Source organism: Terrimicrobium sacchariphilum, from assembly GCF_001613545.1.
In the GTDB taxonomy this organism is placed as follows: Bacteria; Verrucomicrobiota; Verrucomicrobiia; order Chthoniobacterales; family Terrimicrobiaceae; genus Terrimicrobium; species Terrimicrobium sacchariphilum.
Genome location: NZ_BDCO01000002.1, coordinates 3,430,739 through 3,454,767, shown reverse-complemented (window position 1 = coordinate 3,454,767; position 24,029 = coordinate 3,430,739). Strand labels below are relative to the sequence as shown.

The window sequence follows — 24,029 nt, the reverse complement described above, 5'->3', positions numbered from 1 at the left end:
GCGATAGCTAATGAAATTCCCTGGTGTCAAGAGAGAATCTTGACTGCTGACAACGATATCTCTCCGATTTCTATCGAGCTAGGAGCGTGGAGAGAGATTTCATGGGGATGGCCGGTATTCAGCCCTCGGTTCAGAGGTCTGGGTGTACAGCGACAACTTTCCGGGCCGAAACTCCTGCCTTGCGGGGAAGACGATCCGATACGGAAAGTCCGCTCTGATCGCGGTCATTTTCCTACCCCTCGCTCACTTTGGACAGATCGCCGCGCGCGACCCAGACGCTGAGGAGGGCGACGTCGGCGGGGGTGACGCCGGAGATGCGGGCAGCTTGGCCGAGGGTCTCGGGGCGGATCTTGGTGAGCTTCTGGACGGCTTCGGCGCGGAGGCCATTGATGGCGGCGTAGTCGATACCGGCGGGGATGGTTTTTCCCTCTTGGCGGACGGTGCGGGCGATGCGGTCCTCCTCGCGGCGGATGTAGCCCTCGTACTTGATGTCGATCTCCACGCAGTCCCACACCTCGGCGGGGAATTGCGAGTAGAGATCGGCGGGGAGCTTGTGGGGTTCGCCTTCGGGGCGTTTGAGCCAGGTTTCCAGCGAGACGCCTTCCAGCCGGGTGGTGAGGGCGAGGGCGCGGAGGGCGGAGATTTGCTCCGTCTTCTGCTGGAAACGACGGGCGCGCTCGGGGCAGGCGAGGCCGAGGGCGATGGCTTTGCCGGTGAGGCGGAGGTCGGCATTGTCCTGGCGCAGGAGGAGCCGGTGCTCCGCGCGGCTGGTGAACATCCGGTACGGCTCCGGCGTGCCGCGGGTGACGAGGTCGTCGATGAGCACGCCGATGTAGGCCTCGTGGCGGCCCAGGACAAAGGCGGGCTGGCCGAGGACCTTCAGTGCGGCATTTGCGCCGGCCATGAGGCCCTGTGCGGCGGCTTCCTCGTAGCCTGAGGTGCCATTGATCTGTCCGGCAAAGTACAGGCCGCTGAAGCGCTTCGTCTCCAGTGTGGTGTGGAGCTGGGTGGGCGGGCAGTAGTCGTACTCGACCGCGTAGCCGGGGCGCAGGATCTCGGCATTCTCCAGCCCGCGCACACTGCGGATGAAGCGGTACTGCACTTCAAAGGGCAGGCTGGTTGAGATGCCGTTGACGTAAATCTCGTCGGTCTGGCGGCCCTCGGGTTCCAGAAAGAGCTGGTGGGCGTCCTTTTCGGCGAACTTCACCACCTTGTCCTCGATGCTGGGGCAATACCGGGGGCCGACGCCCTCGATCACGCCCGCGTAGAGGGGCGATTTGTCGAGATTGGCGCGAATGATTTCATGCGTCGTCTCATTCGTGTGCGTGATCCAGCACGGGATCTGGCGCACATCGAGGCGGCCATCCTTCCAGCCATTGAGGGTGAAAATGTCATCCGGGCCGCGCTCGATGGTGTCGGCGAGGTAGCTGAAGACCGGGGAGGGTTCGTCGCCGTCCTGGCGCTCGCATTTCGTCAGGTCGATGCTCTTGGCGAGCAGGCGGCAGGGCGTGCCGGTCTTGAAGCGCCCGACTTCAAACCCGAGGTCGCGCAGGCTGTCGCTCAGGGTCGAGACCGTGTCGCCCATACGGCCTCCGGTCTGATTACGTAGCCCTACGTGAAGCAGCCCGCGCATGAAGGTGCCGGTGGTCACGACGACCGAGCGGCCATTGAAGCGCAGCCCGAGATTCGTCTCCACGCCGGTGACGACGCCATCCTCCGCGATGAGGCTGGTGGCGTTGCCCTGCTTTAGGTCGAGCCGGGGCTGTCGCTCGAGGATGGCCTTGAGGCGAAACTGGTAGGCCTTCTTGTCGGCCTGGGCGCGGGGGGCGCGCACGCTGGGGCCCTTGCGGGCATTGAGCATGCGGAACTGGATGCCCGTCGCGTCGGTGTTGATACCCATCACGCCGCCGAGAGCGTCGATCTCGCGGACCATGTGGCCCTTGGCGAGGCCGCCGATGGCGGGATTGCACGACATCTGGCCGACCGTGTCGGCATTTTGCGTGAGCAGGAGCGTCTCGCATCCCAGCCGAGACGCAGCGAGCGCGGCCTCGATCCCGGCATGGCCGGCTCCGAGGACGATCACGTCGTACGTCTTGGGATAGACAAAGTCGCTCATGGGCAGCGCAGCACTGTAACGGTTCTGCCGCCCGCCGCAATGACGAGGTGGGCGCGGTTTTCTCTCGGGTTTGGGACTGAGAGGCCTATCGGAGAAACGAAATTCTGTTGACTTGCCGTGTAAATGCGGCACCCTCCGCCCTTCATGGATCTTTGGGCCTTCATGTTCCTATCTAGTGCGGTGCTTGGAGGAGTCTGGTGGGTATGCCGCCGGGACTCCGACGCATCGTAGCTTTTATTTGCATGGCTTCACATTGGTTAAGATTTGAGTGGGATCTCTCCGGAGTCCCGCAGAACGCAGACGAAATCCCCTCTCCCTTGGTGGTGCGAGACGCCACCAAGGAAGAGGAGGCTGCCGTCCTCAAGGTTATTGCCAGCTCGTTCTCTATGGACACGGGTTGGGCGGATATTCACAAGCCCCTCCTCGCCAAACTCACGGGTCAGGTTGAGAAGGCCTTTGAAGACAAGGAGACGCCCTCCTGCATCGTCCTGCAATACGGCAACCGTATCATTGGCTGTTCTGTGCTGAACCTCGACGAGACCGCCGAAAATCACCTCGTCACCGGCCCGTGCGTGCTCCACGAGTACCGTAGCCGCAGCATGGGAAGCGGACTCCTCGGCGCATCGCTCCTGCGTCTTCGCAAGGCAGGCCTGCGCAAGGCCTACGGCATCACGCGCATCAAGACGATCGCGGCGCGTTTCCTTTATCCGAAGTTCGCCGGCAAGTCCGCTGAGTGGGTGACGGAGTTTGAGGCCACGCCGAAGCTTGCCGCCTGAGGCGCCGCTCGCGCGTTTCTCTCCTTTCCCTGCGGGTCGAAATTCCGGCGCAATCGCGTCTTTTCGGCCCCGGTTTGACAGCTATTCGAATCATGGCCTGAGAACTGCTAGTATTCTCGCATGATGAACGAGTTACGTATTCCCCTCTCGTCTCCGCGTGTGCCTGGAAAATGTTGCATGAGCGGAAACCTGCTTTGCACTTGCAAAAACCCGCTTCCGTGGCACTAAAGGACTGCGAGTTGATGAAAGGGCTGTTCAAGGATTACGAAGTCGGTGACTTTTTTGACGAGATGTTCTCCGCACCTGGGCAGGTGCGGCCTCATTACGATCTCCTCTATCAACGCTTCCAGGAGATGGAAGTGGACGAGTTTGAGCGCAAGTGCGCGCTCGCGGAAAAGTCGTATCTGAATCAAGGCATCACCTTTACCGTGTATTCGGGCGACGAGGGGACGGAGCGGATTTTTCCCTTCGACCTGATCCCCCGCATCATCCCGGGCAAGGAATGGGATCATGTCGAGCGTGGCCTCGTGCAGCGCCTTACGGCTCTGAACATGTTCCTGCACGATGTGTACCACGACCAGCGCATCGTGAAGGAGGGTCTCATTCCCTCTGAGATCGTGAACAGCGCGAAGCATTTCCGACCCGAGTTCATGGGCTTCGACGTGCCGCGCAACATCTACATTCACGTTTGCGGCACCGACCTCATCCGCGACCGCCAGGGCAACTACACCGTTCTCGAAGACAATGGCCGGTGTCCCTCCGGCGTTTCCTACGTGCTGGAAAATCGCCAGGCGATGAAGCGCGTCTTCCCCAAGCTTTTCAGCAAATACGCGGTGCGTCCCGTCGACCGGTACGCGCAGGATCTGCTGGCGGCGCTGCGCTATTGCGCGCCGGGCGGCAATCCCGACCCGACCGTGGTCGTGCTCACGCCGGGTATTTATAACTCGGCGTACTTTGAGCATTCCTTCCTTGCCCGCTCGATGGGCATCGAGATCGTGACGGGTAATGACCTCGTGGTGCAAAACTCGCGGGTCTACATGAAGACCACGAAGGGCCTCAAGCAGGTCGACGTGATCTACCGCCGCATCGACGACGATTTCCTCGATCCGACCGTGTTCCGCAAGGATTCCGTGCTCGGCGTCCCCGGCCTCGTCGAGGCGTACAGCAAAGGGTACGTGGCGCTGGCCAACAGCATCGGCACCGGCGTGGCCGATGACAAGGTGACGTACTACTACGTGCCCAGGATGATCAAATTTTACCTCGGCGAGGACCCGATCCTGCCGAATGTCGACACCTACCTCACGTCGGACGACACCGACCGAAAGTACGTGCTGGACAACCTCGAGAAGCTGGTGGTCAAGGCCGCCAACGAAAGCGGGGGTTACGGCATGCTCATCGGCCCGCACGCCACGAAGGAGCAGGTCGAGAAGTTCCGCGCTGCGATCATCGCCGATCCGCGCGGGTATGTCGCCCAGCCCGTCATCAACCTCTCGCGCTCGCCGTCCTACTGCGACGGTGCGGTCGAGGGCCGGCACATCGACCTGCGCCCGTACATCATCTCGGGCGAGAAGACGAGCATCATCCCCGGAGGTCTCACCCGAGTGGCCCTGCGCAAGGGTTCGCTGGTGGTGAATTCCAGCCAGGGCGGAGGCAGCAAGGACACCTGGGTGCTCGACGGTGAGGAGGAGGATTAAGTCATGCTAAGCCGCGTCGCAGATTCCTGTTACTGGCTCAGCCGCTACATTGAGCGAGCCGAGACCAGCGCCCGCATCCTGGATGTCAACATGCAACTGCTCCTCGATCTGGAGGATTCCAGTCCCGAGGCGATTCAGCGCCACTGGCAGCCTGTGCTCGCCACGCTGGAGGACCAGGAGCTTTTCATCAAGTCTTACGACACCATCACCGCCGACGCTGTGATGGAGTTTGTCACCTTCGATAAAAAGAACCCCAGCTCCATCGTTTCGTGCATCGGCAACGCCCGCGAAAATGCCCGCACCGTGCGCGAGCAGATCTCCAGCGAGATGTGGGAGCAGCTCAACCGCACGTATCTCTATCTGCGCGATGGAGGCGGACGGCATGATTTCCAAGACAGTCCGATCGACTTCTACCGTCGTCTGGTCGACATCCTGCACGGGTTCCAGGGAACCACGGATGCGACGATGACGCATGGCGAGGGGTGGGATTTCCTCCAGCTCGGGAAATACCTCGAGCGGGCCGACTCCACCACCCGTGTGCTCGACATCAAATACCACATCCTGCTGCCCTCCGGCGAGCAGGTGGGCGGTCATGTCGACGTGACACAGTGGATGGCCGTGCTGCGGTCGTGCAGCGCGATGGAGGCGTACTTCAAGATCAACGTCGGCCACGTCTCGGGTTGGCAGGTCGCGGAGTTCCTCATCCTGCATGATGAGTTCCCTCGCTCGATCCGGTTCTGCGTGGATCAGGTCGACGCGGCGCTGCACCGCATTTCCGGATGCGATGGGGCGCACTTCAGCAACGAAGCCGAACGGCTCTCGGGCATGCTGAAGTCCAACCTCGGCTACACCACCATCGAGTCGGTCTTTCAGCAGGGACTCCACCAGTTCCTCGACCAGACCCAGGCCCGCCTCAACGAAATCTCCGGCGCAGCGACGAAAACATACTGCTACTGGATGGACGAGAGCGCGCAGACCCAGGTGCAAATCCAGAGCTAGGAAAGTTCATTCAGCTTCCGCCGGGATTTCACTCCCGGCGGGAACGTTTGAACGATTTCATCATGCGGGCGTTGATCTAGACACCCTTTAGCAGGCATGTCTCCGTCTCCCGAAACCAATCGCCAGACTGCAACCGAGTGGAGGCAACTCGGCTTCTTTTACGAAGTGCTGAAGGCGGACAAGACCTGGAGGTTTGTGGGTTCCCAGCGCGGATTACGGAATTTCCCCCGCCTGCTGCGGGAGTACGCTGCAAATCCCAGGAATTCCCGAATCTCCGAGCATCGCCATTACGGACCATACGGGTATCTGAAAATCGTCACCTGGAACGAAGCTCTGATCAAAGGGGACGGCATTTGGGGATCTCTCACTCAGTTGGCGAATCTGGCTGATCTGATCGAGAAGAGGGTTCCCGCGATAAGTCTTGGAGAAAGCGCAACGGTTGGTCGAGACTACTCTCCTCAGAGTGAATTCACGCTCAGGTTTGAAGTCATGGAAGATGAGTTCGATCCCGCATCTGCCGATGTCCTTCTCCTCTGATGGCGAATGGTCCCTATTTCTAGGGGGATGGTGTTCCGTCCTTCAAAATGGCCATGGCGGACATGATGCTGAAAAGTCGAAGCGGCGAAAACTTCCGACTTCCGGTTTCCAACTTCCGACTTCGCCAACGTTGACACGCGCGGGCGGCCACCGCATTTTCCATCGGTGCATTCCTTTTCGTATCGTGACCAGTCCCTCTTTTGTGAGGGCGTGAGCCTGGAGAAGATCGCCGACGAGGTCGGGACTCCGGCCTATGTGTATTCCAGTGAGACGATCCGGCAGAATTTCCGCCGCCTCGACGAGGCGCTCAAGCCGCTCGACCACCTCATCTGCTACGCCGTCAAGGCCAACTCCAACCTCGCCATCCTGGACCTCCTGCGCAAGGAAGGAGCCGGGTTTGACATCGTCTCCGGCGGCGAGCTCTTCCGTGTGCAAAAGGCGGGGGGCGATCCGGGCAAGTGCACCTTCGCCGGGGTGGGCAAGACGGAGCAGGAAATCGAATACGCTATCCAAGCCGGCGTGTATTCCTTCAACGTCGAGAGCGAACCGGAACTCGAACGCATCAATGACGTGGCGGGACGCCTCGGCGTGAAGGCCCCGGTCGCCGTGCGCGTGAATCCCAACGTGGACGCCAACACCCACAAGTACATCTCGACCGGCAAGAGCCAGAACAAGTTCGGCGTCGGTCTCGACCGCGCGGCGGAGGTTTACGCTCACGCGGCCACCTTGCCCAACCTCATCCTGCGCGGTGTGCAGACGCATATCGGGTCGCAAATTCTCGACCCCGCGCCCTTCGCCGAGGCGGCGGCCAAGCTGGTGCCGCTGGTCGAGCACTTGCGCGACACGTACAAGATCCAGTTTTTCAGCATCGGCGGCGGTGTCGGCATCGTCTATGACGAGGCTCTGGCCAGCGGCGATCCCGCCTGGTGGGAATTCGTCGACCACCCGAAGCGCATCACGCCGGAGGCCTACGCCGCCGCGATCGTGCCGATCCTCCAGCCGCTCGGTTTGCGAATTCTTTTCGAACCCGGCCGGTTCATGGTCGGTAACGCGGGTGTGCTCCTGAGCACGGTGCAGTATGTGAAGAAGACCCCGGCCAAGACCTTCACCGTCGTCGACGCGGCGATGAACGACCTCATCCGTCCCGCGCTGTACGAGGGCTATCACGAGATCGTGCCGCTGAAGAAGAACGCCAGCGAGCCCGAGCCGATGGATGTCGTAGGTCCGGTCTGCGAGAGCGGCGATTTCTTCGCCCAGGACCGCACGGTGCCGACGCTCGCCCAGGGCGAACGCATCGCGCTCATGAGCTCGGGCGCCTATGGGTTTGTGATGTCATCGAACTACAATTCGCGCCCGCTCCTGCCCGAGGTGCTGGTCGATGGCGGGAAATCCGCGGTGATCCGCCAGCGCCAGACGCTCGACGATCTCATCGCAGGCGAGGTGATTCCGTAACGGGAGCTCGCCAACAATAACGCCAGAGACGAGGGATTTTCCCGGCGGGCCGTGTCCACGAGGCGCGGCTCGCTTTTTTTGCTGCTAGAAAAACTTCAGCGCGCGGCGCTCGACTTCGCCGCTTTGGACGAAGTGCTGGCCCTTGAGCCAGCGCTCGATCTCCGAGAGATGAGCTGCGCCCCAGGGGACGATGATGCGCTGGAAGTCGGGAAGGGCGGACTGAATCTCCGCGATGAGCCGGCGGTTGCGGGCGTGCAGGATGTCGTCCCACACCTGCGCCTGGGCGTCGGAGTCGTTGATCGGCGACGAGGGATTCTGGAGTTCCGCCAGGACATCGCGCCATGTGGGGGCATCCATCAGTCGGGAAAGCGTGATGATGTAGGCGATGGTCTTGGGCCGCAGGTTGCTGATGTCGACATCGGCGTGGCGGTACTCATGGCTGGCGAAGTTGTCATTACCCCACTCTTCCGCTTCGCCGGGGGACTCCTCTTTCGAGTGACTGTGGAGCTTGGCGCGAGCGTAAGCCTTGCGGGAAAACGTGCTCTCGCTTTGCGCGGTGAGCTGGAAGAGCCGGGCGACGCGCGTGTAGTCGAGGTGGTTGTCGTCGAGGAGGTTTTTGTCGTCAGTCACGCCCTCGAGCAGGACGACGGAGGGGTGCTTCGGATCGGCCTTGGGGAGCACCTCGTCGTAAAATTCCTCCGTGGCGATGTGCATCATGCCGGAGAGACGCACCTCGCGATCGCCTTCCCGGAACTGCCGCTCGACCAGATACAGGCCATTGGGCCGCAGGCGCACGTACCCGCCCGTAGTCGCACTGATGAGCGCGGAGGTTTCGAAAAAGATCGCCACCAGCGCCACAAGGCTCGCCGCCTGGAGGGTGAACCACCCGATGAGCGTGTACTGCCAGCGGAAAAACCGGCCCTCGCGCGCGGCGAAGGGGGCTTTCCATGTATGCCCGGGAGCGCGGAATTTCCACGCAAGGAAGAGACCGAGGAGGACCTGGAGCACGTTCGATACGCCGGAAACCCACGGTACGACATGATCTGGGAAGGGCCAGAGAGAGACGTAGACGCCCGCCCAGAGATAGCCGAGCATCGGGAGGACGATCCGCTTCGGCACCAGTTCGGTCGCCAGCACGAGGGCGAGCATGGGGAAGGAGCCGAGGAAAAGCATGACAGCCACGAGTGCCGAGAGGATGGCAAAACCGGAGTGCGGCGAAGCTATCGAGATAACACCCAACGCCCCGGAGGCCATGAAGGCCACCCAGAAGCCATTGACTACGACGCTGAGCATTTGAAGCATGATACTAGCAGAACTTTACGGGATCACAATGAAGGGATTTAACCCCGGAAATCCCATTTCGTTCCTCGTCTTGGCACGTTGAACGCTTGCATGAGCGGAAACCTTCCCATTTACTCCACACCCATGTCCACGGAATCCGCCTCGGGGTACTCCCGCAAAAACCCATTCCCTGCCAAACTGACGGTCAACCAACGCCTTACTGCTGAAGGCTCAAATAAAGACACCCGCCATTTTGAGATTTCGCTCGAGGGTTCTGGACTCACCTACGAGGTGGGCGATTCGCTTGGCGTGTTTGCCACGAACGACCCGGAACTGGTCGAGCTGATCCTGGCGAACCAGGGCTTCAGCGGCGACGAACAGGTGACCAATCCCGACGGCCAGACCGTCACGATCCGCCAGGCGCTCACGAAGGACTACGTCATCACGGAGCCGGCCAAGCAAATCCTCCAGGCCGTGCCGCTCAAGGACGAGTCCGCCGCCTTTCTCAATGACCTGCTCGATCCCGGCCAGAAGGCCTCGCTCGACGACTACCTCTGGGGCCGCGACATCCTCGACGTGCTCGAGGAGTTCCCGGCAGCGAAGTTCACGCCGGAGGAATTCGTCAAGGTCCTGCGCAAGCTCCAGCCGCGCCTGTACTCCATCGCCTCGTCGCAAAAGGCGGTTGGCGAAGCCGTGCACCTCACGGTCGCCGTCGTGCGCTACAATTCCAAGGGCAGCGACCGCCTCCGCAAGGGGGTCTGCTCGACCTTCCTCGCAGAGCGTTCCGAGGCCGGACTGCCGGTTTTCACCCACACGGCGAAGCACTTCCGCGTGCCCGAGGATCTGAATGCCCCGGTCATCATGGTCGGCCCCGGCACCGGCATCGCGCCGTTCCGGGCCTTTCTCCAGGAGCGCGCCGCCACGGGTGCGACGGGCAAGAACTGGCTCTTCTTCGGCGAGCAGCATGCCGCGACGGATTTCTTCTACCGCGAGGAATTTGAGAAATACCAGGAGTCGGGCGTACTGACGAAGCTCACCACCGCCTTCTCCCGCGACCAGGCCGAGAAGATTTACGTCCAGCATCGCCTCATCGAGAACGCCGCCGAGATTTACGAGTGGCTCGAGGCGGGCGGGTACTTCTACGTCTGCGGCGATGCCAAGAACATGGCCAAGGATGTCGAGGCGGCTCTCCACACCATCGTGGAAAAAGCGGGCGGCAAGACGCCCGAGCAGGCCAAGGAGTACATCGAGGAATTCAAGAAGGCCAAGCGTTACCGCAAGGACGTTTACTAAGACGTCTCCCGACATTCCCCGAGCGCGCGCGTCGTACCCTCTCCCTTCATGCAGCAACATCAGCATGTTCATTTCCTCGGCATCTGTGGCACCGCCATGGGCGCCGTGGCGGCCGCGATGCGCGACCGGGGCTATATCATCACCGGGCAGGACGACAACGTCTACCCGCCCATGTCCACCTTCCTGGAGGGCAAGGGTATCACGATCACCAAGGGCTTCCGCCCCGAGGACATCCCGGCGGCGGATGTGATCGTGGTCGGCAACGCCATGACGCGCGGCAACGCCGCCGTCGAGGCCGTGCTGAACCGCAAGCTGTATTACCTCTCGCTGCCCGAGACGCTGAAGCAGTTCTTCCTGCGCGGTCGCCACAATCTCGTGGTCACCGGGACGCACGGCAAGACGACGACCACGTCGATGCTCACATGGATCTTTGAGAGCACGGGGCAGGAGCCCAGCTACCTCATCGGCGGCATCCCGGCCAATCTCGGCCAGGGGTCGAAGCTGCGCGACTCGAAGTACTTCATCCTCGAGGGCGACGAGTACGACACGGCATTTTTCGACAAGCGCTCAAAGTTCATCCACTACCTCCCCGAGCTGGTGATCGTGAACAACATCGAGTTTGACCACGCCGACATCTACAAGGATCTCGACGAGATCAAGACGAGCTTCCGCCGGCTGCTCAACATCGTGCCGGGCAACGGCATGGTGCTGGTTAATGGCGACGATGCGAACTGCCTCGATGTCGCGAGCAAATGCCCCGCGCCCATCGTGGAGGTCGGCTTCTCGCCCAACGCGGGCAACCACATCGCCAACCCGCACCAGAAGGGCGGCGAGTCGTTCTTCGAACTCTTCGGCGCGAAGTTCCAGATCCCGCTCATCGGCGACTTCAATATCCGCAACGCGGCCATGGCGGCCTCGGCGGCTCATTTCTACGGCATTCCGGTGCCGCAAATCCAGGAGGCGCTGGCTACTTTCAATGGCATCAAGCGCCGCCAGGAGGTGCGCGGCATCACGCGCGGGATCACGGTGATCGACGATTTCGGACATCATCCGACCGCCATCAGGCAGACGCTGGCCGGACTGCGCGAGCGCTACGGCAGCGCGCGGCTGTGGGCCATCTTTGAGCCCCGGTCAAATACCACGCGCCGCGCGGTGTTTCAGGACGCCCTGCCGCAGGCCTTCGTCGATGCCGACGGGGTCTTCATCGCTCGCGTCGCACGCCTCGACCAGCTCCCGGAGGCCGACCGGCTGAATCCGGAGAAGGTCGTGGCCGACATCGCCGCGCAGGGGAAGCCCGCCTTTTACGAGCCAACCGCCGACGACATCGTGGCGAAACTTGCGCCGCTGGCGCAGGAGGGCGACGTTGTGGTGGTCTTCAGCAACGGCGGCTTCGATGGCATCCACCAAAAACTCCTCGACCGGCTCTAGGCCGCAGGCGACTTTCGCGGAAGCCGTCTCGCGGGCTCTCGGCCCCCATGGCGGCGTGCTCCTCATCGACGCGGAGTGCGTGCTGTGCAACCGCTTCGCCCGCACGGTCATTCGCGCCGACCGCGAGGGGCTGTTTGTCCTGATCCCGAATCACTCTGAGACCTCCGCGCGTCTCCTCGCCGAGACCCGCATCCCCGAGCCGCCCACCGGCACCATCGTGCTGCTCAAGGGCGGGCGCTCGTATACCTACAGCGACGTGTCGCTTAACGTCTGGGCCGACCTCGGGTTTCCATGGTCGTTAACGAAGATCGGCTTTCTCATCCCGTGCGCCCTTCGCAATTTCGTCTACAAGCTCGTCGCCGACAACCGCTACCGCCTTTTTGGTAAAACCACCGCATGCGGACTACTGAGCCCGGAGGAGCGCAGGCGGGTGTTGATGGGGTAGGACGCGTACCGAGTAGTAATGGTTGACGATATTAACGCGATTCGTTAATATCCAGCGTTGAATGATTCTGAGTTTCGCCTGCAAGGAAACCCAAAAGGTCTTCGAGGGGAGATACTCCCGGAAACTGCCGGCAAATATTCAGCCGATTATGTCGCGAAAGCTGACGATGCTGGAGGCTGCGGCGGAGTTGACTGATCTTCGCGTGCCGCCGGGAAATCAGCTCGAAGCTCTCAAGGGCGACCGGAAGGGGCAGCACCGCATTCGGATCAATCAGCAGTGGCGAATCTGTTTTCGATGGACCTCAAATGGTCCATCGGAGGTGGAAATCGTGGATTACCATTAAGTCCTGAGAGGGAAACCAAACATGAACACGAAAAAAGAAAAGCTGCTCCCTCTGGTCACGCCGGGGGAAATCCTGCGGGAGGAATTTCTTGTTCCGCTGGGGATCACGCCGTACCGGATCGCCAAGGATATTCACGTGAGCGCGACGGCCATCGGACAAATTCTCGCCGGGACGCGGGCGATCTCGCCCGACATGGCTCTGCGGCTCGGTGCATACCTTGGGACGACGGCGAAGTTCTGGCTGAACCTGCAAAGCCATTACGACCTGCGCAAGCTGGAGCGGGAAACGCCCACCTACCCAGTCATTACGCCGTTCGCCGAGAGGTTGAAGGCGGCCTGAAGTCCGGGGCGAACGGTATGGAATTATCCCTGCTTATCCTCGCGATTATTGCGGCAGGAATGCTCGCGATCTTCTGGATCTGCTACTTGATCGAATGGAGGGGCTTCCTGATGGCGAAGCGCTGGGAATCCGCCTCGGCAACCATCGTTAGCAGCAGGGTGGTTGGAAGTAGAACAAACTCCGGAACAATGACCGGACGTGTCTTCTCGCCAGAGATCATCTACGAATTCGAACACGAGCGAAAGGCCTTGCGAGGTCGGAAGATTCAATTCGGTGGTTTGAGCTTCGCGGGGAGCTTAGCACGAGCGAAGCGCACGTGTGAGAAGTTTCCCGCAGGTCGGGTTTTGCCTCTCTACTTTGGTCCGGGCAAACCGGAGAAGTGCGTCCTGCTGCCCAAGGACAAGGGCGGTCTGTGGACGATGGGCATCCTCCTCTTCGCATTGTCATTTGTGCCGGCGCTTTTTTGGGCGTTTTTCTATATGTTGAAAGCGTAGCCAGGCTTCGGAGATCAATTGATCGAGATCAAACGACGATCCGGACGAGTTAATTATCCTTAGGGGGCAGCGCAGGGATGTCCCGGAGTTGGTGAGAGTTAAGGAGCGGAACGTCGGAAAAACTTGCGCATACCGGATTTGCGTGCCTGGCGATCATTTATAAGGTATGCTTGGCTTATGAAAGCCGTCTTCACCGACCGTGAGCCTGCCCGGGTGGGGTATTTTCAATCCGTCCTCGATAATGCGGGAATCCTGACGTATGTGCGGAATCAGGTGACGAACACGACGGGCGTCGAGATGCCGAGCGGGATTTTCTTTCCCTTGCTCTGCGCGGTGAATGACGGGGACTACGACCGCGCTGTTGCGCTGATCCTTGAGATGAGGGATGGCACTCCAGCGCATCTGCCGGAACGAACGTGTGGCTCGTGTGGCTAGTCGGTGCCCGGAGGCTTCGACATTTGCTGGAATTGCGGAGCGGAGCGCATGGAACTGAGTGAAGTCTCGTAAGGACGACCGGGCTGGACGATTTGTATGGCCTTACGCGCGCAGCAGTTTCAGATAAGTTTCCGGGCTAAGCAAAGTCTCGCAATGCATGCGGTCGCCCATGGCGATGCCGGCGACGAAATCGGTGAGGCGCTGGCGGTGGCGGTGGAAGGCTCCAGGCGCTCAGACGGGAACGGTGATGGCCGTGGGCGGAGCGCCCGGCGAGAGAAGTGCGGGAATGGTAAATGTTGTTAGGTAATTTTTGGGTCCGCGAGAAGTCGGTTTTGTGAGCATTTGTTCCTTGCCAAGCTTTCAATGGGCAAATAGGGAGATGAAAATGCATGTTTGTCGCTCAACTCAAGTGAACCAGCCTATCGCTCGCGCAGGCAACCGCCGAACCAAATGGTCCTATGCAGTCGCGGCTGCGGCATTGCTGGCTGGGTCGGGTGCTTTCGCTCAGTCCTACTACGACCTGACGGTCACGAATAACTTTGGGCCGGGCGAGTATTATGGAGCCAATGTTCAGACGTCTGATATCTGGCTGCTCTCCAATTTCCAGTTCGACTACAAATCTGGCTCAAGTTACGTCACTGGGAACTCGAGCGCAGGCACCTATGGAACGGCGGTGCAGCTGAGCACGATCACGGACGGTGCGTTGCGTCTGTACGCTGCCGATGGCGGTACCCGCATGTACGCAGTGCTCAGCCCGGGCGGAGTCGCGCCGACTTCCAGCTCTCTGAATACGTCTCCCAACAACTATTTTGAGTGGAGCTTCAGTGGCGGTAACCCGGGGACTCTCGATCTCAGCTGGATCGATAGCTGGGATTTCTCCACGCAGATGAAGGTCCAGGCCAATGGAACGCTGAGCCCTGCTCCGACGACGGTGACCTATGGTGGGAAAACCGGTGTTTCGTCCGCCACCGTCGCCAGTAAGATCGCCAGCTATGCCTCTCAGTCGCGGTATGCCTGGCTGGGGACCTCGAACGGCGGATTCTCCCAGAATATGTCGTACCCGGGAGCTACGAATCCCGTACGGTGGATCACCAAAAATTCGGCCGCCCCTGGAAACATCGACGCTTCGACCATCACGAGCTTTACCGAAGCACTGGACTCGGTGATCACAAAATCGTCGACAGCGCCTGCCTGGGTGTCGGGTTCTCCGGCCACCGGGCCGAACTGGACAAGCGCAGGTTTTCGCATGGCCTCCACCCAGCAGATCACGTCGCCGGACGGAACGACCTCCGGAAATATGTGGTCGGCCTACGTGAACTTCTCCAAGGATAACAACAATAATTATACAATGACGCTGACGGACTTTACGGTTTACGGAGGTACTCCGTCCCCGACAGCTTCCTACTCCGTGGTTTGGAACTCCGTTACCAATGCCGGGGGAGCCACCTACAGCATCTCCCAAAACGAGGGAATGCTGAACGGTATCTGGACGTCATCGCCCAATGCGCTCACGACAACTCCCGCCTGGGTCACCAATCTGGGTTCCAATGGGCCGAACCTTTGGTACGCGCTTTACAACGCAGTGGCATCGGGGGTGGTCTTTACTCCCAATTTCGTGAACAACGCCCAGCTCCCCACTTGGGCGGGTTATGTGCCGTGGGTGGCAGGGCAGGATAACTATAACTTTGAGATCCTGACTGCGGGCGCCCAGATCGCAGGCGGTCGTGCGGGAAACCTGACCGGCACGGACCTCGTAGCCTGGATGGAACAGCAGGCGGCAGATGGCACGTTGGTGAACCCTTACTTCCTCGAGCTCCTCAAGGCCTCTGAGCAGACTCCGGCCTATTTGTTCCCCTCGCAGGATTTCTGGGGCTCGACTTCGATCGGCAGCGATACCTTTATTGGCATGCAGACCGGCCCCCTCAATGGTGGAGACGTTTTTGGAAACGCCACACTGGAGTGGAGCCTCGGCACTGCTGGAGCTGTGCCGGAGCCTTCCTCGATGGTTCTTCTCGGACTGGGTGGATTGGCTTTGGCGGGGTGGGCCATGCGCCGACGCAACGCGGCTCAGAGCTAGGCTCTGCGGCAGGATTGGAAAGCCGGAGGTAGCGCCGGGAGTCTCGTAGTATTCCCGGCTGCCTGCTGTTACGAGCGACAAGACAGTCCTAGACATCCGAATGGCGGTCGGCGATATAGCGCGCTCGAATCGTCTATTGGGTTAAGGTGCAGGATGGCGCTCCAATGAACCGGTCGGAATGGACGCGTGCGTCCTAAGGCGGGCCGGTGCATGGAGGTTTTATCTTCTGCAAAGGCGGCGCAAAACGACCGGTGGTGCAAGGGAGTGGTCCCGTAAGGGGGGACTTGCCTCAACGTCTTAGCAGCTTCAGATAGCTCGCTGACTTTAGCAAAGTTTCGCAATACCCGCGGTCGCCCGCTGCAATGTCTGCAACGAAATCGACGAGGCGCTGGCCGTGGCGGCGGAAGGCCCACCGGCGCAGACCCGCATGCTTGTAAAGAAATCTGGCGAGAAGACGGGCGGCGCGGAGTTCATTGAGAACGGCTGGACGCAGGAGGCTTAAGTAGCGATCCGCTACGGCGTTGGGATCGAATTGAGATTCCAAGAGGGCGGTCGCGGCAAGCTGGCCGCTGAGGAGGGAATTCGAAATGCCCTCGGCGGTGATGGGATCGACGAGTCCGGCGGCGTCGCCGACGAGGAGGATGCGACCGCGAGCGAGAGGTTCCCGGCGCGGTGCGAGGGGAATGAGCCAGCCGTGGCGATCGATCTTTACGATGTCTCCCAAGGCGAGGCGGGACATGTATTCCTCGAGCCTTTTTTGGAGATCGCGGTAGCGTGGCGTTACGCTCAGGATGCCAATGGAAAGGTGGTCGTGCTTCGGGAAGACCCAGGCATAACCCGACTCGATGACGTCGAAGTCAAACCGCGCGTCGCCCTGGATGCGGGCAAAGTCTTCTGGAGCCACCGTTACTTCCCACTCCAGCGCCGGGGCGAGATGCGGCAGGTCGGACCATCCGCCAGCCTTGGCCACCACGCTGTGGATGCCATCGGCCCCGATGACAAAGCGTGCATGAAAGTGGTGCGTGTCGCTTTCCAAGGTGACCCCATCGGCATGTTCCGTGATGCACCGGATGGGGCACGACTCCACGAGCTCGGCTCCCGCGTCGCGGGCGGCGAGGGCGAGGCGGTGGTCGAGTTCCGGCCGCATGGTCATGTGAACAAGCGGTTCTTTCCGTGTGGCTGAGAGGGTCGGGCCGCCATCCAGGAAGTTCAGCGCGATGGTGCGAAATTCACGCTCAACGGCGCAGTGCGCGATGTCGGGCAGCCGGCGGTACGCACGCCCGAGTACCCCGCCGCCGCAGGTCTTGTAGCGCGGCAGGGCGGCTTTATCGATGAGCGCCACACGGGCGCCGCCCTCGGCGAGGAGGCGCGCGGCGGTGCTGCCCGCCGGACCTGCGCCGACGATGGCGACATCGTAAACCGTGCCGGGATCTGGATTTTCGAGGTGCAAGCTGTCGCTACCTAATACCCGGATTTTCCCCCGGCGAGGAAATTCCTCGGAAACGGCCCGACTGGCGATATGCCGGGCAGGTGCAGGGTCAGGCGGAATGATGGGGGTGCGAGGCAATAGCAGGCATTTCTCCGTAATTCGGACTGATTTTGGAGGCCATTTCCTCCGAAATTCACGGCTGACGGGAGGCGCATTCTCCCGTATTTGTCAGGTATGCAGCGCTCTCCCGAAACACGGCGCAAGGTCCTGTTGCTGGATGATCATCCGATTGTATTACTCGCGGTGAAGACGATGCTGTCGGACTGCGCGGATTTTGAATTGTGCGAAACTCCAAAGCCGGGACATCCACTGCTCGCCTGGGTGGAACGCCAGCTGCCAGATCTCGTCATACTCGACCTGCTGCTTGACGGGCGGAGTGGCCTGGACCTGCTGCCGGGCATCCTGCGGGTGGCTCCCGCGGCGCGGGTCGTGATTTATTCCAGCCTCGATGAGACGCGGCACGGGTTGCGGGCTTTCCGGCTGGGCGCGAAGGGTTATGTAATGAAAAGCGCGCCGCACGAGCAACTGCTGGAAGCCCTGCGCAAGGTGGCGGCCGGTGGGTTGTTTGCCAGTGAGAGTGTGCTCCAGCTCCTCATCGACGAGGCCGGCGGAGGAGAGAGAAACTCCGAGGGACTGGACGGACTGTCCATCCAGCAACTGCATGTTTTTCGCCTCTTGGGCGAGGGGTACGACACCGCGCAGATCGCCGCCCGGCTGGGTGTGAGCCTGGAGGCGGTGCAGACCGTTCGCGAGCGCATCAAGCAAAAGCTCCATCTGCTCTCTGGCGTCGAGCTGGTGCGTAGTGCCGAAGCATATTGCGAGAGCGAATCCTCAAGCGGGCAGCAGCCTTGAAAACGATCGCCCATAGCTGGGGAAAAGCCTCCCGCGAGAGCCACAGGCAGTTCCTCGAGGAGATCACGCCCGGCAACCTGACCCGCATGGCGTGGGTCGCGGGCATCTATCTGCCCATCAGCATTGGCGGACTGGTGTATAACCTGATTTACACGCGGCTGCCCGAGATGACCTCCTGGGCGCTCTTTGACATCGGGCTGGGAATCATCTCCCTGTCACTGGCGCTGGTGCTGAGAAAGACGACGGGCTTTCTCCGGACGCGATTGTGGGTGGTCCGGGCCTACTACGCGTATTGCCTTGTCTCGATGACGGGGTATTACTTCAGCACACTGGGGACGTATCCGAATAATCCGGTTTACGTCCTGGGCCTGCTGATTCCGGCCATGCTGTTTCGCCTGCCGCCGCTGGATTTTCTCATCCTGCTCGGAGCGACTCATGCCGTCTATCTGGCGGAGCTGTGGACATCGGCAGGCCCCGAGGGCGTCTCCGCCATGGCGCTCTTCCTCGGCACCGACAGCCTGGTGCTGGCGGTTATCGCGGCATGGACGCTTTTTTCGAAGGACTGGCAGTCCTTCCTGCGCAGCCGGGCCTTGCGGCGGGCCAATGAGGGGCTACTCAAGGTGACGGAGGACCTGAACGAGGTGATGCTCCTGGCCGCCCACGACATCAAGGGTCCGCTGCTGAACATCCGCAGCCTGTTTCGCATCCTGGGGACGAAGCCAGAGTGGCGGAGCGAGCCCTATCGCGAAGTCGTCGCGGAGTGCGACAAGGCGCTGAGCAATCTCGTCGAGCTCGTCGGTGACATGCTCGAGACGCACGAACTCGAGCAAGGGGCAAAGGTCCCTGTGTTTCGCCCGACCCGCATCGGCGAACTCCTCCTCGCCGCCCGGGACAGCCTCGGCGCCTCGGCTGCGGAGAAAGGGTCGGATATCGTCATCGAAAGCTCCGGGACGGAGGAGCTCTGGCCGACCGATCCCGTACTGTGCCTGCGGGTGGTGGAAAATCTCCTGAGCAATGCCATCAAGTATTCGCCGCCGGGGTCGACTGTGCGCATCGCCTGGCGGAGGGAGGATGGCGCGTGCCGCATCGATGTGCGGGATGCCGGCCCGGGCATCCCGGGAGAGGCGGCGCCTTATCTCTTTCAGAAATTTCAGCGCACCGGGAATCTGCCGACAGCCGGGGAGCCGAGCAATGGTCTCGGGCTATTCATCGCGGCACGCTTGGCGAAGCTCCTGAATGGAACGATCTCCTGTTTCCCCAATGACGGCGGTGGTTCCGTTTTCCGGCTGGAATTGCGCCCTACGGACGAGCCGGAGGGAGTCGATTTCCTCTCGGCTACGGGTCACGACGCCGGGCTATAGCTTGAGCCAGCGGGCTGTTCGTGCTCCTATCGGGGAATGAAGAGTTTCCCCCTCCTGTTCGCGGCGTGCCTGGGTTTTGCAGCCAGTGCTTCGCCGGTTGCGGCCTGTACGCGCGCTGTGCTCAAACTCGATGACGGAACGGTCCTGACCGGTCGATCGATGGACTGGATGGAGGAGATCGAGAATAACCTGTGGGTCTTCCCTCGCGGAATGAAGCGTGATGGCGCGGCGGGGCCGGGATCGATCACCTGGGAGTCAAGGTACGGGAGCGTGATCACGACGATCTATGAGATCGCCACGGTCGACGGCATCAATGAAAAGGGGCTGGTCGCCAACACGCTCTACCTCGCGGAGTCCGACTACGGCGCGGTGGGGGACAAGCCGTCGATGTGCATCTCCATGTGGGCGCAGTACGTCCTCGATAACTATGCCACGGTCGCCGAGGCGGTGGCGGCGCTGGAGAAGGAACCCTTTCGCATCATCGCCCCGAAGCTGCCGGACGGATCGCCCGCCACCGGGCATCTCGCCCTCACCGACGCCACGGGCGACTCAGCCATCTTTGAGTACATCGACGGCAAGCTCGTGATCCACCATGGCCCGCAGTACACCGTGATGACCAACTCGCCCGAGTACTCGCAGCAGCTCGCTATCGAGAAGTATTGGAGCGGCGTGGGAGGAACCAACTTCCTCCCCGGCACTGCGCGTGCGGCGGATCGTTTTGCCCGAGCGTCCTTCGGCATCAATTCCGTCCCGCGCGGCATCGACAAGAACTTCATCAAGGCCGTGCCGGGTGAGGATCTCTCGGTGCAGGGCGTGGCCTCCATGATGAGCGTGATCCGGTCTGTCAGCGTACCGCTAGGCCTCACCACCCCGGGCGAACCCAACATCGCCTCGACCATCTGGCGGACCGTATCCGATAGCAAACACCTGACATACTATTACGACGCCGCGACGGTTCCGAATACCTTCTGGATCGACCTGACGAAGCTCGATTTCTCCGCCGGGGCGGGGGTGAAGCGCCTTCTGCTCACGGGCGGAAAATTCTACGCAGGCGATGCGTCGAAGCACCTTGAGCCCGCACAGGCCTTCACGCCGCTGGCGGCGACGCCGGGCAAGTAGGCATGGGGCATAGCTACACCTCGCGCATCGTCTGGACGGGCAACCGGGGCGACGGGACGGCGACCTATCGCGGGTACGACCGCACGTGGGATATCGCAGTGCCGGGCAAGACGGTGATCCCGTGTTCAAACGACCCGCTGCTCGGCGGCGATCCTGGGAAAATGAACCCGGAGGACCTGCTGCTTTCCGCACTCTCCGCCTGCCACATGCTCTGGTATCTGCACTACGCCGCCGATGCCGGCATCGGCGTGCTAGCCTATGAGGATGAGCCGGAGGGTGTGGGCGAAGCGGGGCCGGGAGGTGCGGGGAGATTTGTCTCCGCCACGCTGCGCCCGCGCATCACCGTGCGCGCCGGGGCGGATCTGGAGAAGGCTCAGGCAATACATGGGCGCATCCACGAGGTATGCTTCATCGCGCGGTCGGTGAATTTTCCCGTGAGTTGCGAGGGGGTGTTCACGGTGGAGGGTGCAGGTTAAGCGGGAGGCCTGATCATTTTTTCGGATAAAGACCGTCTCCGGCGCGGAAGAGGCCAGCCTGTCCATCTGCCGGATGGCATGTCATAGACTTTGCCGCGTGCGCGTTAAGGTAAGTTGTGAGGCGGGGGTCAAGGATATACTGCGAATTTCGTATTGAGACTGCGTATCAATGTATGTTGTGAGCAGGATTTAATCTTGCTGGCCGAAAAGAGTTCAGATTCCCTGCCCCGCTCATGAAGTCTGTTGTTGCCGTTTTGGGGATATTTGCCGTGGTGGGTGCGTCTTATGGGGCGGTGCTTTTCGACTTCAACACGCCGGGACAACTGACGGGAAATTTTTCCTCGGCGCAGTCGGGGCTGACGATCCAGAGCGGAACGGGTGGATTGAATAACTCGGGTTGCCTCGATATCTCGGCAACGGACTATGAGAATGGCCCTTGGCAAATTTTCACCCTGAATACGCCATTTTCGGGGAATCTCGATACTTGGCAGGTCAGTTTTTACTACAAGGGAAATGCCAATAATAATCCGACTCTGGGAGTGACAACTGAGCCTGTACCGCTGTTGACGGATGGACAGCCGGGCAATGGAGGCAGTGTTTACTATCCGATCATCAACGTGACGAGCGGGGGCGCGAATGGCGGCGAGATGGGCATTTCCAGCTACAGTGGATCAGGTGAGTCCGAATGGAAAGTCAGTCCGGTAGCGGGTGGTTTGCCCACGACGACAAACTGGTACTTTTACGAACTTACGGTCTCTTATCTCGGGTCCAACAATTTCTCAGTAACGGGGACGCTCAACAGCGCTTCATCGGACGGCACGGTCGGCTCGCTGCTGGCGAGTGCCTCCCAGACTTTCAACAATCCCGCCATCGCTGGCGACAGCACGGCATACATTTACTTTCAGGTGAGTGGAGGCGTTGCGATCGACAATCTCAGCACCACAGCAGTGCCGGAGCCGACGACGCTCGGGCTTCTTGCAGGAGGGGGATTGCTGGTCTTTGCCGCCTATCGCCGCCGCATGGCGCGCGCCTGAAGCCGCCGGTCATCCTCCCGGGGTTCGCCGGGGAAGAGTAACATCACGGAGTCACTTCAGGCGGATCAGCTGATTCCGCAGGAGGTAGCTCAGTCTTCCCGCTGCTTCGTTGTGCGGCGGGATCAGTGGCACGCCCGGACGGGCGGTCTCACATAGCGACGATCTCGACGCGGCGGTTCTTGGCGCGCCCCGCGTCGTCGGTATTTGGTGCGACGGGGGCAGCCATGCCGACGCCCACGGGGATGATCGCAGAGGCGGGGACGTTGTATTTTGCCGCGAGAGCAGCGGCGACGGAGGCGGCGCGGCGCTTGGAGAGCTCCTGGTTGTGGTCGAGAGCGCCCTGGTTGTCAGTGTGGCCGACGATGAGGAATTTCTTGCCGGGCGCGGCGTTGATGGCGGTGGCCATTTCGGTGAGGGCGGCGTCGGATTCCGGCTTGATGTCGGCCTTGTCGGTGTCGAAGTACACGCCGTAGATGGCAATGCGGCCGGTCTTGGCGATGGTCTGCTCGATCTCGGCGGCCTTCACTACGGACATGCGCTGGTCCATCGGTTTGGTCTGGAGGACGTCGACGCGGAGGATGCAGTTGCCCTTCTGGATATCGTGCTCCTTGGCCAGGGTGCTGTACCCGCTGCCCGAGCCGTCCTTGATGAGGAAAGCGTAGAGGCTGATGTAAATCGGCGCACCATTCGGTCCCGTACCCTCCAGAGCGGCGTACCGCTGCTGGCTGTGGTTGAACTCATGCAGGTACTGGAGGCCTTCGGTTTTCTTGGCTTGCGGGAAGATCTGGGCGACGAATCGGTTGTACCCGTCGTCGAGGTTGTCATCGGCGGCGGTGAAGAGCGTCTTGTAACCTGCCTCGCCAAGCAGCTCCTGGTATTGACGCACCGCCTCGAGGGTGGAGGCGTCGCCGGGGAGCTTGTAGTAGATCGTAGTGCGCTGGCCCTCGACGACCTGCTTCTTGGTGTCCTTGAAGGCGGAGGTGCCGTAGTCAAACTGCACCTTCTCCAGCGCTATCGGCATCTCGTCAAACTTCGCAAACCCGTACCAGATGATCTCCGACCCGGTGATGCGTTTGAGAAAATCGGGGTCTTTCGCACCTTTTACATCGGCGGCTGAAGCGGGGAGGGCGGTGAGAAGGCCGATGGCGGCCGCGAGAGAGAATACAGTGTGGAGCTGCATATCGCTTCCTGTGGCGGATTCCCTCCCGGGCGTCAAGGCCGGGATTCCCTTGAGCAAAGGCTCGGAAATGAGTCGGAGGCCTTTATGGCGTGCTGTGGATTGCCCGGCGGGCTTGCTGACTCCCGTATATAGTGATATATAAGAAAGGATGAGCACGATTCAGGCGATACTCGATGTCGACGCCGATGGCAGCGTGCATCTCCCGTTGCCCGAGGAATTGCGGCACGGCAAGGTCATGATCGTGGCGACTCTGACCAAAGTGACTGAGGCGAAGCCTTCCGCGCACGCGATCGATTTCCTGAGAAAGATTTCTGCGCGTGGGGGAGTTTCCAGCATCGCAAACCCGGCGAATTGGGAGCGTGAAAACCGCCAGGATCGTACTTTGCCCGGGCGGGAGTAATGAGGTTGCTCGATAGCAACATCATCATTTACGCGACCCTCTCTGAAAATGAATGGCTGAGAGAGTGGCTGGAAACTGAGCCGTTGGCCGTTTCGCAGATATCGCGGGTGGAGGTTCTCGGGTATCATCTGCTAAAAGAAGATGAAAGGCGTGATCTTGCTGGTTTTTTGGATGCCCTGCTTGTCATACCCATTACGACTGAAATCACTGATCGAGCAATAGCTCTGCGACAGAGGCGGAAAATGGGACTTGGCGATTCCCTCGTTGCAGGGACTGCTATCGAGGCCGGATGCGAGCTGGTGACCCGTAACGTGGAAGATTTTCGATGGGTGGAAGGCTTGCGACTTATAGATCCTTTCGAATCCCGGTAGCCTGACTTTTTCCTAGCGAATCGGGGGAAAAGGGGGGA

Annotated in this window: 24 protein-coding genes; 20 read left to right on the top strand and 4 right to left on the bottom strand. The window is 60.9% G+C overall.

All coding sequences use genetic code 11. The annotated features are described in order from the left end of the window. Positions 1-232: 232 nt before the first annotated feature. A complete protein-coding gene (mnmG, locus tag TSACC_RS16225; protein ID WP_075080268.1) occupies positions 233-2,116 on the bottom strand; it encodes a tRNA uridine-5-carboxymethylaminomethyl(34) synthesis enzyme MnmG in 1,884 nt (627 codons plus the stop codon). Between the two features lie 242 nt (positions 2,117-2,358). On the opposite strand from mnmG, the gene TSACC_RS16220 reads away from it, so the two are divergent. The 5 genes from TSACC_RS16220 to lysA all read left to right on the top strand — a co-directional run bounded on the left by TSACC_RS16220 (position 2,359) and on the right by lysA (position 7,574). Next, complete coding sequence (locus TSACC_RS16220) at positions 2,359-2,892, top strand: GNAT family N-acetyltransferase (RefSeq protein WP_153811482.1); 534 nt, start codon at positions 2,359-2,361, stop codon at positions 2,890-2,892. Positions 2,893-3,134: 242 nt separating this feature from the next. Beyond that, on the top strand, positions 3,135-4,586 hold the full coding sequence (locus TSACC_RS16215; protein WP_075080266.1) for a circularly permuted type 2 ATP-grasp protein: 1,452 nt from the start codon (positions 3,135-3,137) through the stop codon (positions 4,584-4,586). 3 nt (positions 4,587-4,589) lie between these two features. After that, positions 4,590-5,585, top strand: a complete 996-nt coding sequence (locus TSACC_RS16210) for an alpha-E domain-containing protein (protein WP_075080265.1) — start codon at positions 4,590-4,592, stop codon at positions 5,583-5,585. A 96-nt stretch (positions 5,586-5,681) separates the two neighbouring features. Continuing rightward, a complete protein-coding gene (locus TSACC_RS16205) occupies positions 5,682-6,122 on the top strand; it encodes a hypothetical protein (RefSeq protein WP_075080264.1) in 441 nt (146 codons plus the stop codon). A 165-nt stretch (positions 6,123-6,287) separates the two neighbouring features. Beyond that, complete coding sequence (gene lysA, locus TSACC_RS16200; RefSeq protein ID WP_075080263.1) at positions 6,288-7,574, top strand: diaminopimelate decarboxylase; 1,287 nt, start codon at positions 6,288-6,290, stop codon at positions 7,572-7,574. An 84-nt stretch (positions 7,575-7,658) separates the two neighbouring features. On the opposite strand, the gene TSACC_RS16195 is transcribed toward lysA, so the two are convergent. Beyond that, the gene (locus TSACC_RS16195; protein ID WP_075080262.1) at positions 7,659-8,867 is read right to left on the bottom strand and encodes a hypothetical protein; all 1,209 of its coding nucleotides are present in this window, start codon (positions 8,865-8,867) and stop codon (positions 7,659-7,661) included. Positions 8,868-8,999: 132 nt separating this feature from the next. Here TSACC_RS16195 and TSACC_RS16190 point away from each other — a divergent pair, with 132 nt between their 5' ends. From TSACC_RS16190 to TSACC_RS16155, 8 genes are all read left to right on the top strand, one after another. After that, the gene (locus TSACC_RS16190; protein ID WP_075080261.1) at positions 9,000-10,148 is read left to right on the top strand and encodes a sulfite reductase subunit alpha; all 1,149 of its coding nucleotides are present in this window, start codon (positions 9,000-9,002) and stop codon (positions 10,146-10,148) included. Positions 10,149-10,196: 48 nt separating this feature from the next. Continuing rightward, positions 10,197-11,576: a UDP-N-acetylmuramate:L-alanyl-gamma-D-glutamyl-meso-diaminopimelate ligase gene (gene mpl / locus TSACC_RS16185; RefSeq protein WP_075080260.1), complete on the top strand. Its 1,380-nt coding sequence runs from the start codon at positions 10,197-10,199 to the stop codon at positions 11,574-11,576. Further along, entirely contained in the window at positions 11,542-12,021 is a 480-nt protein-coding gene (locus TSACC_RS16180) for a thiol-disulfide oxidoreductase DCC family protein (protein WP_084400541.1), read from the top strand. The genes mpl and TSACC_RS16180 overlap by 35 nt, the downstream gene beginning before the upstream one ends. A 61-nt stretch (positions 12,022-12,082) precedes the next feature. Beyond that, the gene (locus TSACC_RS16175; RefSeq protein ID WP_075080259.1) at positions 12,083-12,364 is read left to right on the top strand and encodes a type II toxin-antitoxin system RelE/ParE family toxin; all 282 of its coding nucleotides are present in this window, start codon (positions 12,083-12,085) and stop codon (positions 12,362-12,364) included. Between the two features lie 21 nt (positions 12,365-12,385). Beyond that, complete coding sequence (locus tag TSACC_RS16170; protein ID WP_075080258.1) at positions 12,386-12,703, top strand: HigA family addiction module antitoxin; 318 nt, start codon at positions 12,386-12,388, stop codon at positions 12,701-12,703. A 17-nt stretch (positions 12,704-12,720) separates the two neighbouring features. Then, the gene (locus TSACC_RS16165; protein WP_075080257.1) at positions 12,721-13,197 is read left to right on the top strand and encodes a DUF3592 domain-containing protein; all 477 of its coding nucleotides are present in this window, start codon (positions 12,721-12,723) and stop codon (positions 13,195-13,197) included. A 177-nt stretch (positions 13,198-13,374) separates the two neighbouring features. Beyond that, positions 13,375-13,632, top strand: a complete 258-nt coding sequence (locus tag TSACC_RS16160) for a putative signal transducing protein (protein ID WP_075080256.1) — start codon at positions 13,375-13,377, stop codon at positions 13,630-13,632. Positions 13,633-14,041: 409 nt separating this feature from the next. Next, positions 14,042-15,709 carry a PEP-CTERM sorting domain-containing protein gene (locus TSACC_RS16155; RefSeq protein ID WP_075080255.1) on the top strand — a complete coding sequence of 556 codons (1,668 nt, stop codon included), beginning with the start codon at positions 14,042-14,044 and terminating at the stop codon, positions 15,707-15,709. Between the two features lie 289 nt (positions 15,710-15,998). On the opposite strand, the gene TSACC_RS16150 is transcribed toward TSACC_RS16155, so the two are convergent. Then, complete coding sequence (locus tag TSACC_RS16150; protein ID WP_169809675.1) at positions 15,999-17,276, bottom strand: geranylgeranyl reductase family protein; 1,278 nt, start codon at positions 17,274-17,276, stop codon at positions 15,999-16,001. Between the two features lie 96 nt (positions 17,277-17,372). Here TSACC_RS16150 and TSACC_RS16145 point away from each other — a divergent pair, with 96 nt between their 5' ends. The 5 genes from TSACC_RS16145 (at position 17,373) to TSACC_RS22300 (ending at position 22,040) form a co-directional block, all read left to right on the top strand. Continuing rightward, the gene (locus TSACC_RS16145) at positions 17,373-18,050 is read left to right on the top strand and encodes a response regulator (protein WP_075080253.1); all 678 of its coding nucleotides are present in this window, start codon (positions 17,373-17,375) and stop codon (positions 18,048-18,050) included. Continuing rightward, entirely contained in the window at positions 18,047-19,411 is a 1,365-nt protein-coding gene (locus TSACC_RS16140) for a sensor histidine kinase (RefSeq protein ID WP_075080252.1), read from the top strand. The genes TSACC_RS16145 and TSACC_RS16140 overlap by 4 nt, the downstream gene beginning before the upstream one ends. Positions 19,412-19,447: 36 nt before the next feature. Then, positions 19,448-20,530, top strand: a complete 1,083-nt coding sequence (locus TSACC_RS16135; protein ID WP_075080251.1) for a linear amide C-N hydrolase — start codon at positions 19,448-19,450, stop codon at positions 20,528-20,530. Between the two features lie 2 nt (positions 20,531-20,532). After that, a complete protein-coding gene (locus TSACC_RS16130; protein ID WP_075080250.1) occupies positions 20,533-21,006 on the top strand; it encodes an OsmC family protein in 474 nt (157 codons plus the stop codon). 233 nt (positions 21,007-21,239) lie between these two features. Further along, positions 21,240-22,040, top strand: coding sequence for a PEP-CTERM sorting domain-containing protein (locus TSACC_RS22300; protein ID WP_075080249.1), 801 nt, complete (start codon positions 21,240-21,242; stop codon positions 22,038-22,040). A 148-nt stretch (positions 22,041-22,188) separates the two neighbouring features. Here the strand turns inward: TSACC_RS22300 and TSACC_RS16120 are convergent, their stop codons facing one another. Next, entirely contained in the window at positions 22,189-23,220 is a 1,032-nt protein-coding gene (locus TSACC_RS16120) for an OmpA family protein (RefSeq protein WP_075080248.1), read from the bottom strand. 148 nt (positions 23,221-23,368) lie between these two features. Between TSACC_RS16120 and TSACC_RS16115 the strand changes: the two genes are divergently transcribed. Next, positions 23,369-23,620 (top strand): hypothetical protein, encoded by a 252-nt coding sequence (locus TSACC_RS16115; RefSeq protein WP_075080247.1) that lies wholly within the window; start codon positions 23,369-23,371, stop codon positions 23,618-23,620. Beyond that, complete coding sequence (locus TSACC_RS16110) at positions 23,620-23,991, top strand: type II toxin-antitoxin system VapC family toxin (RefSeq protein ID WP_075080246.1); 372 nt, start codon at positions 23,620-23,622, stop codon at positions 23,989-23,991. The genes TSACC_RS16115 and TSACC_RS16110 overlap by 1 nt, the downstream gene beginning before the upstream one ends. Positions 23,992-24,029 lie beyond the last annotated feature (38 nt).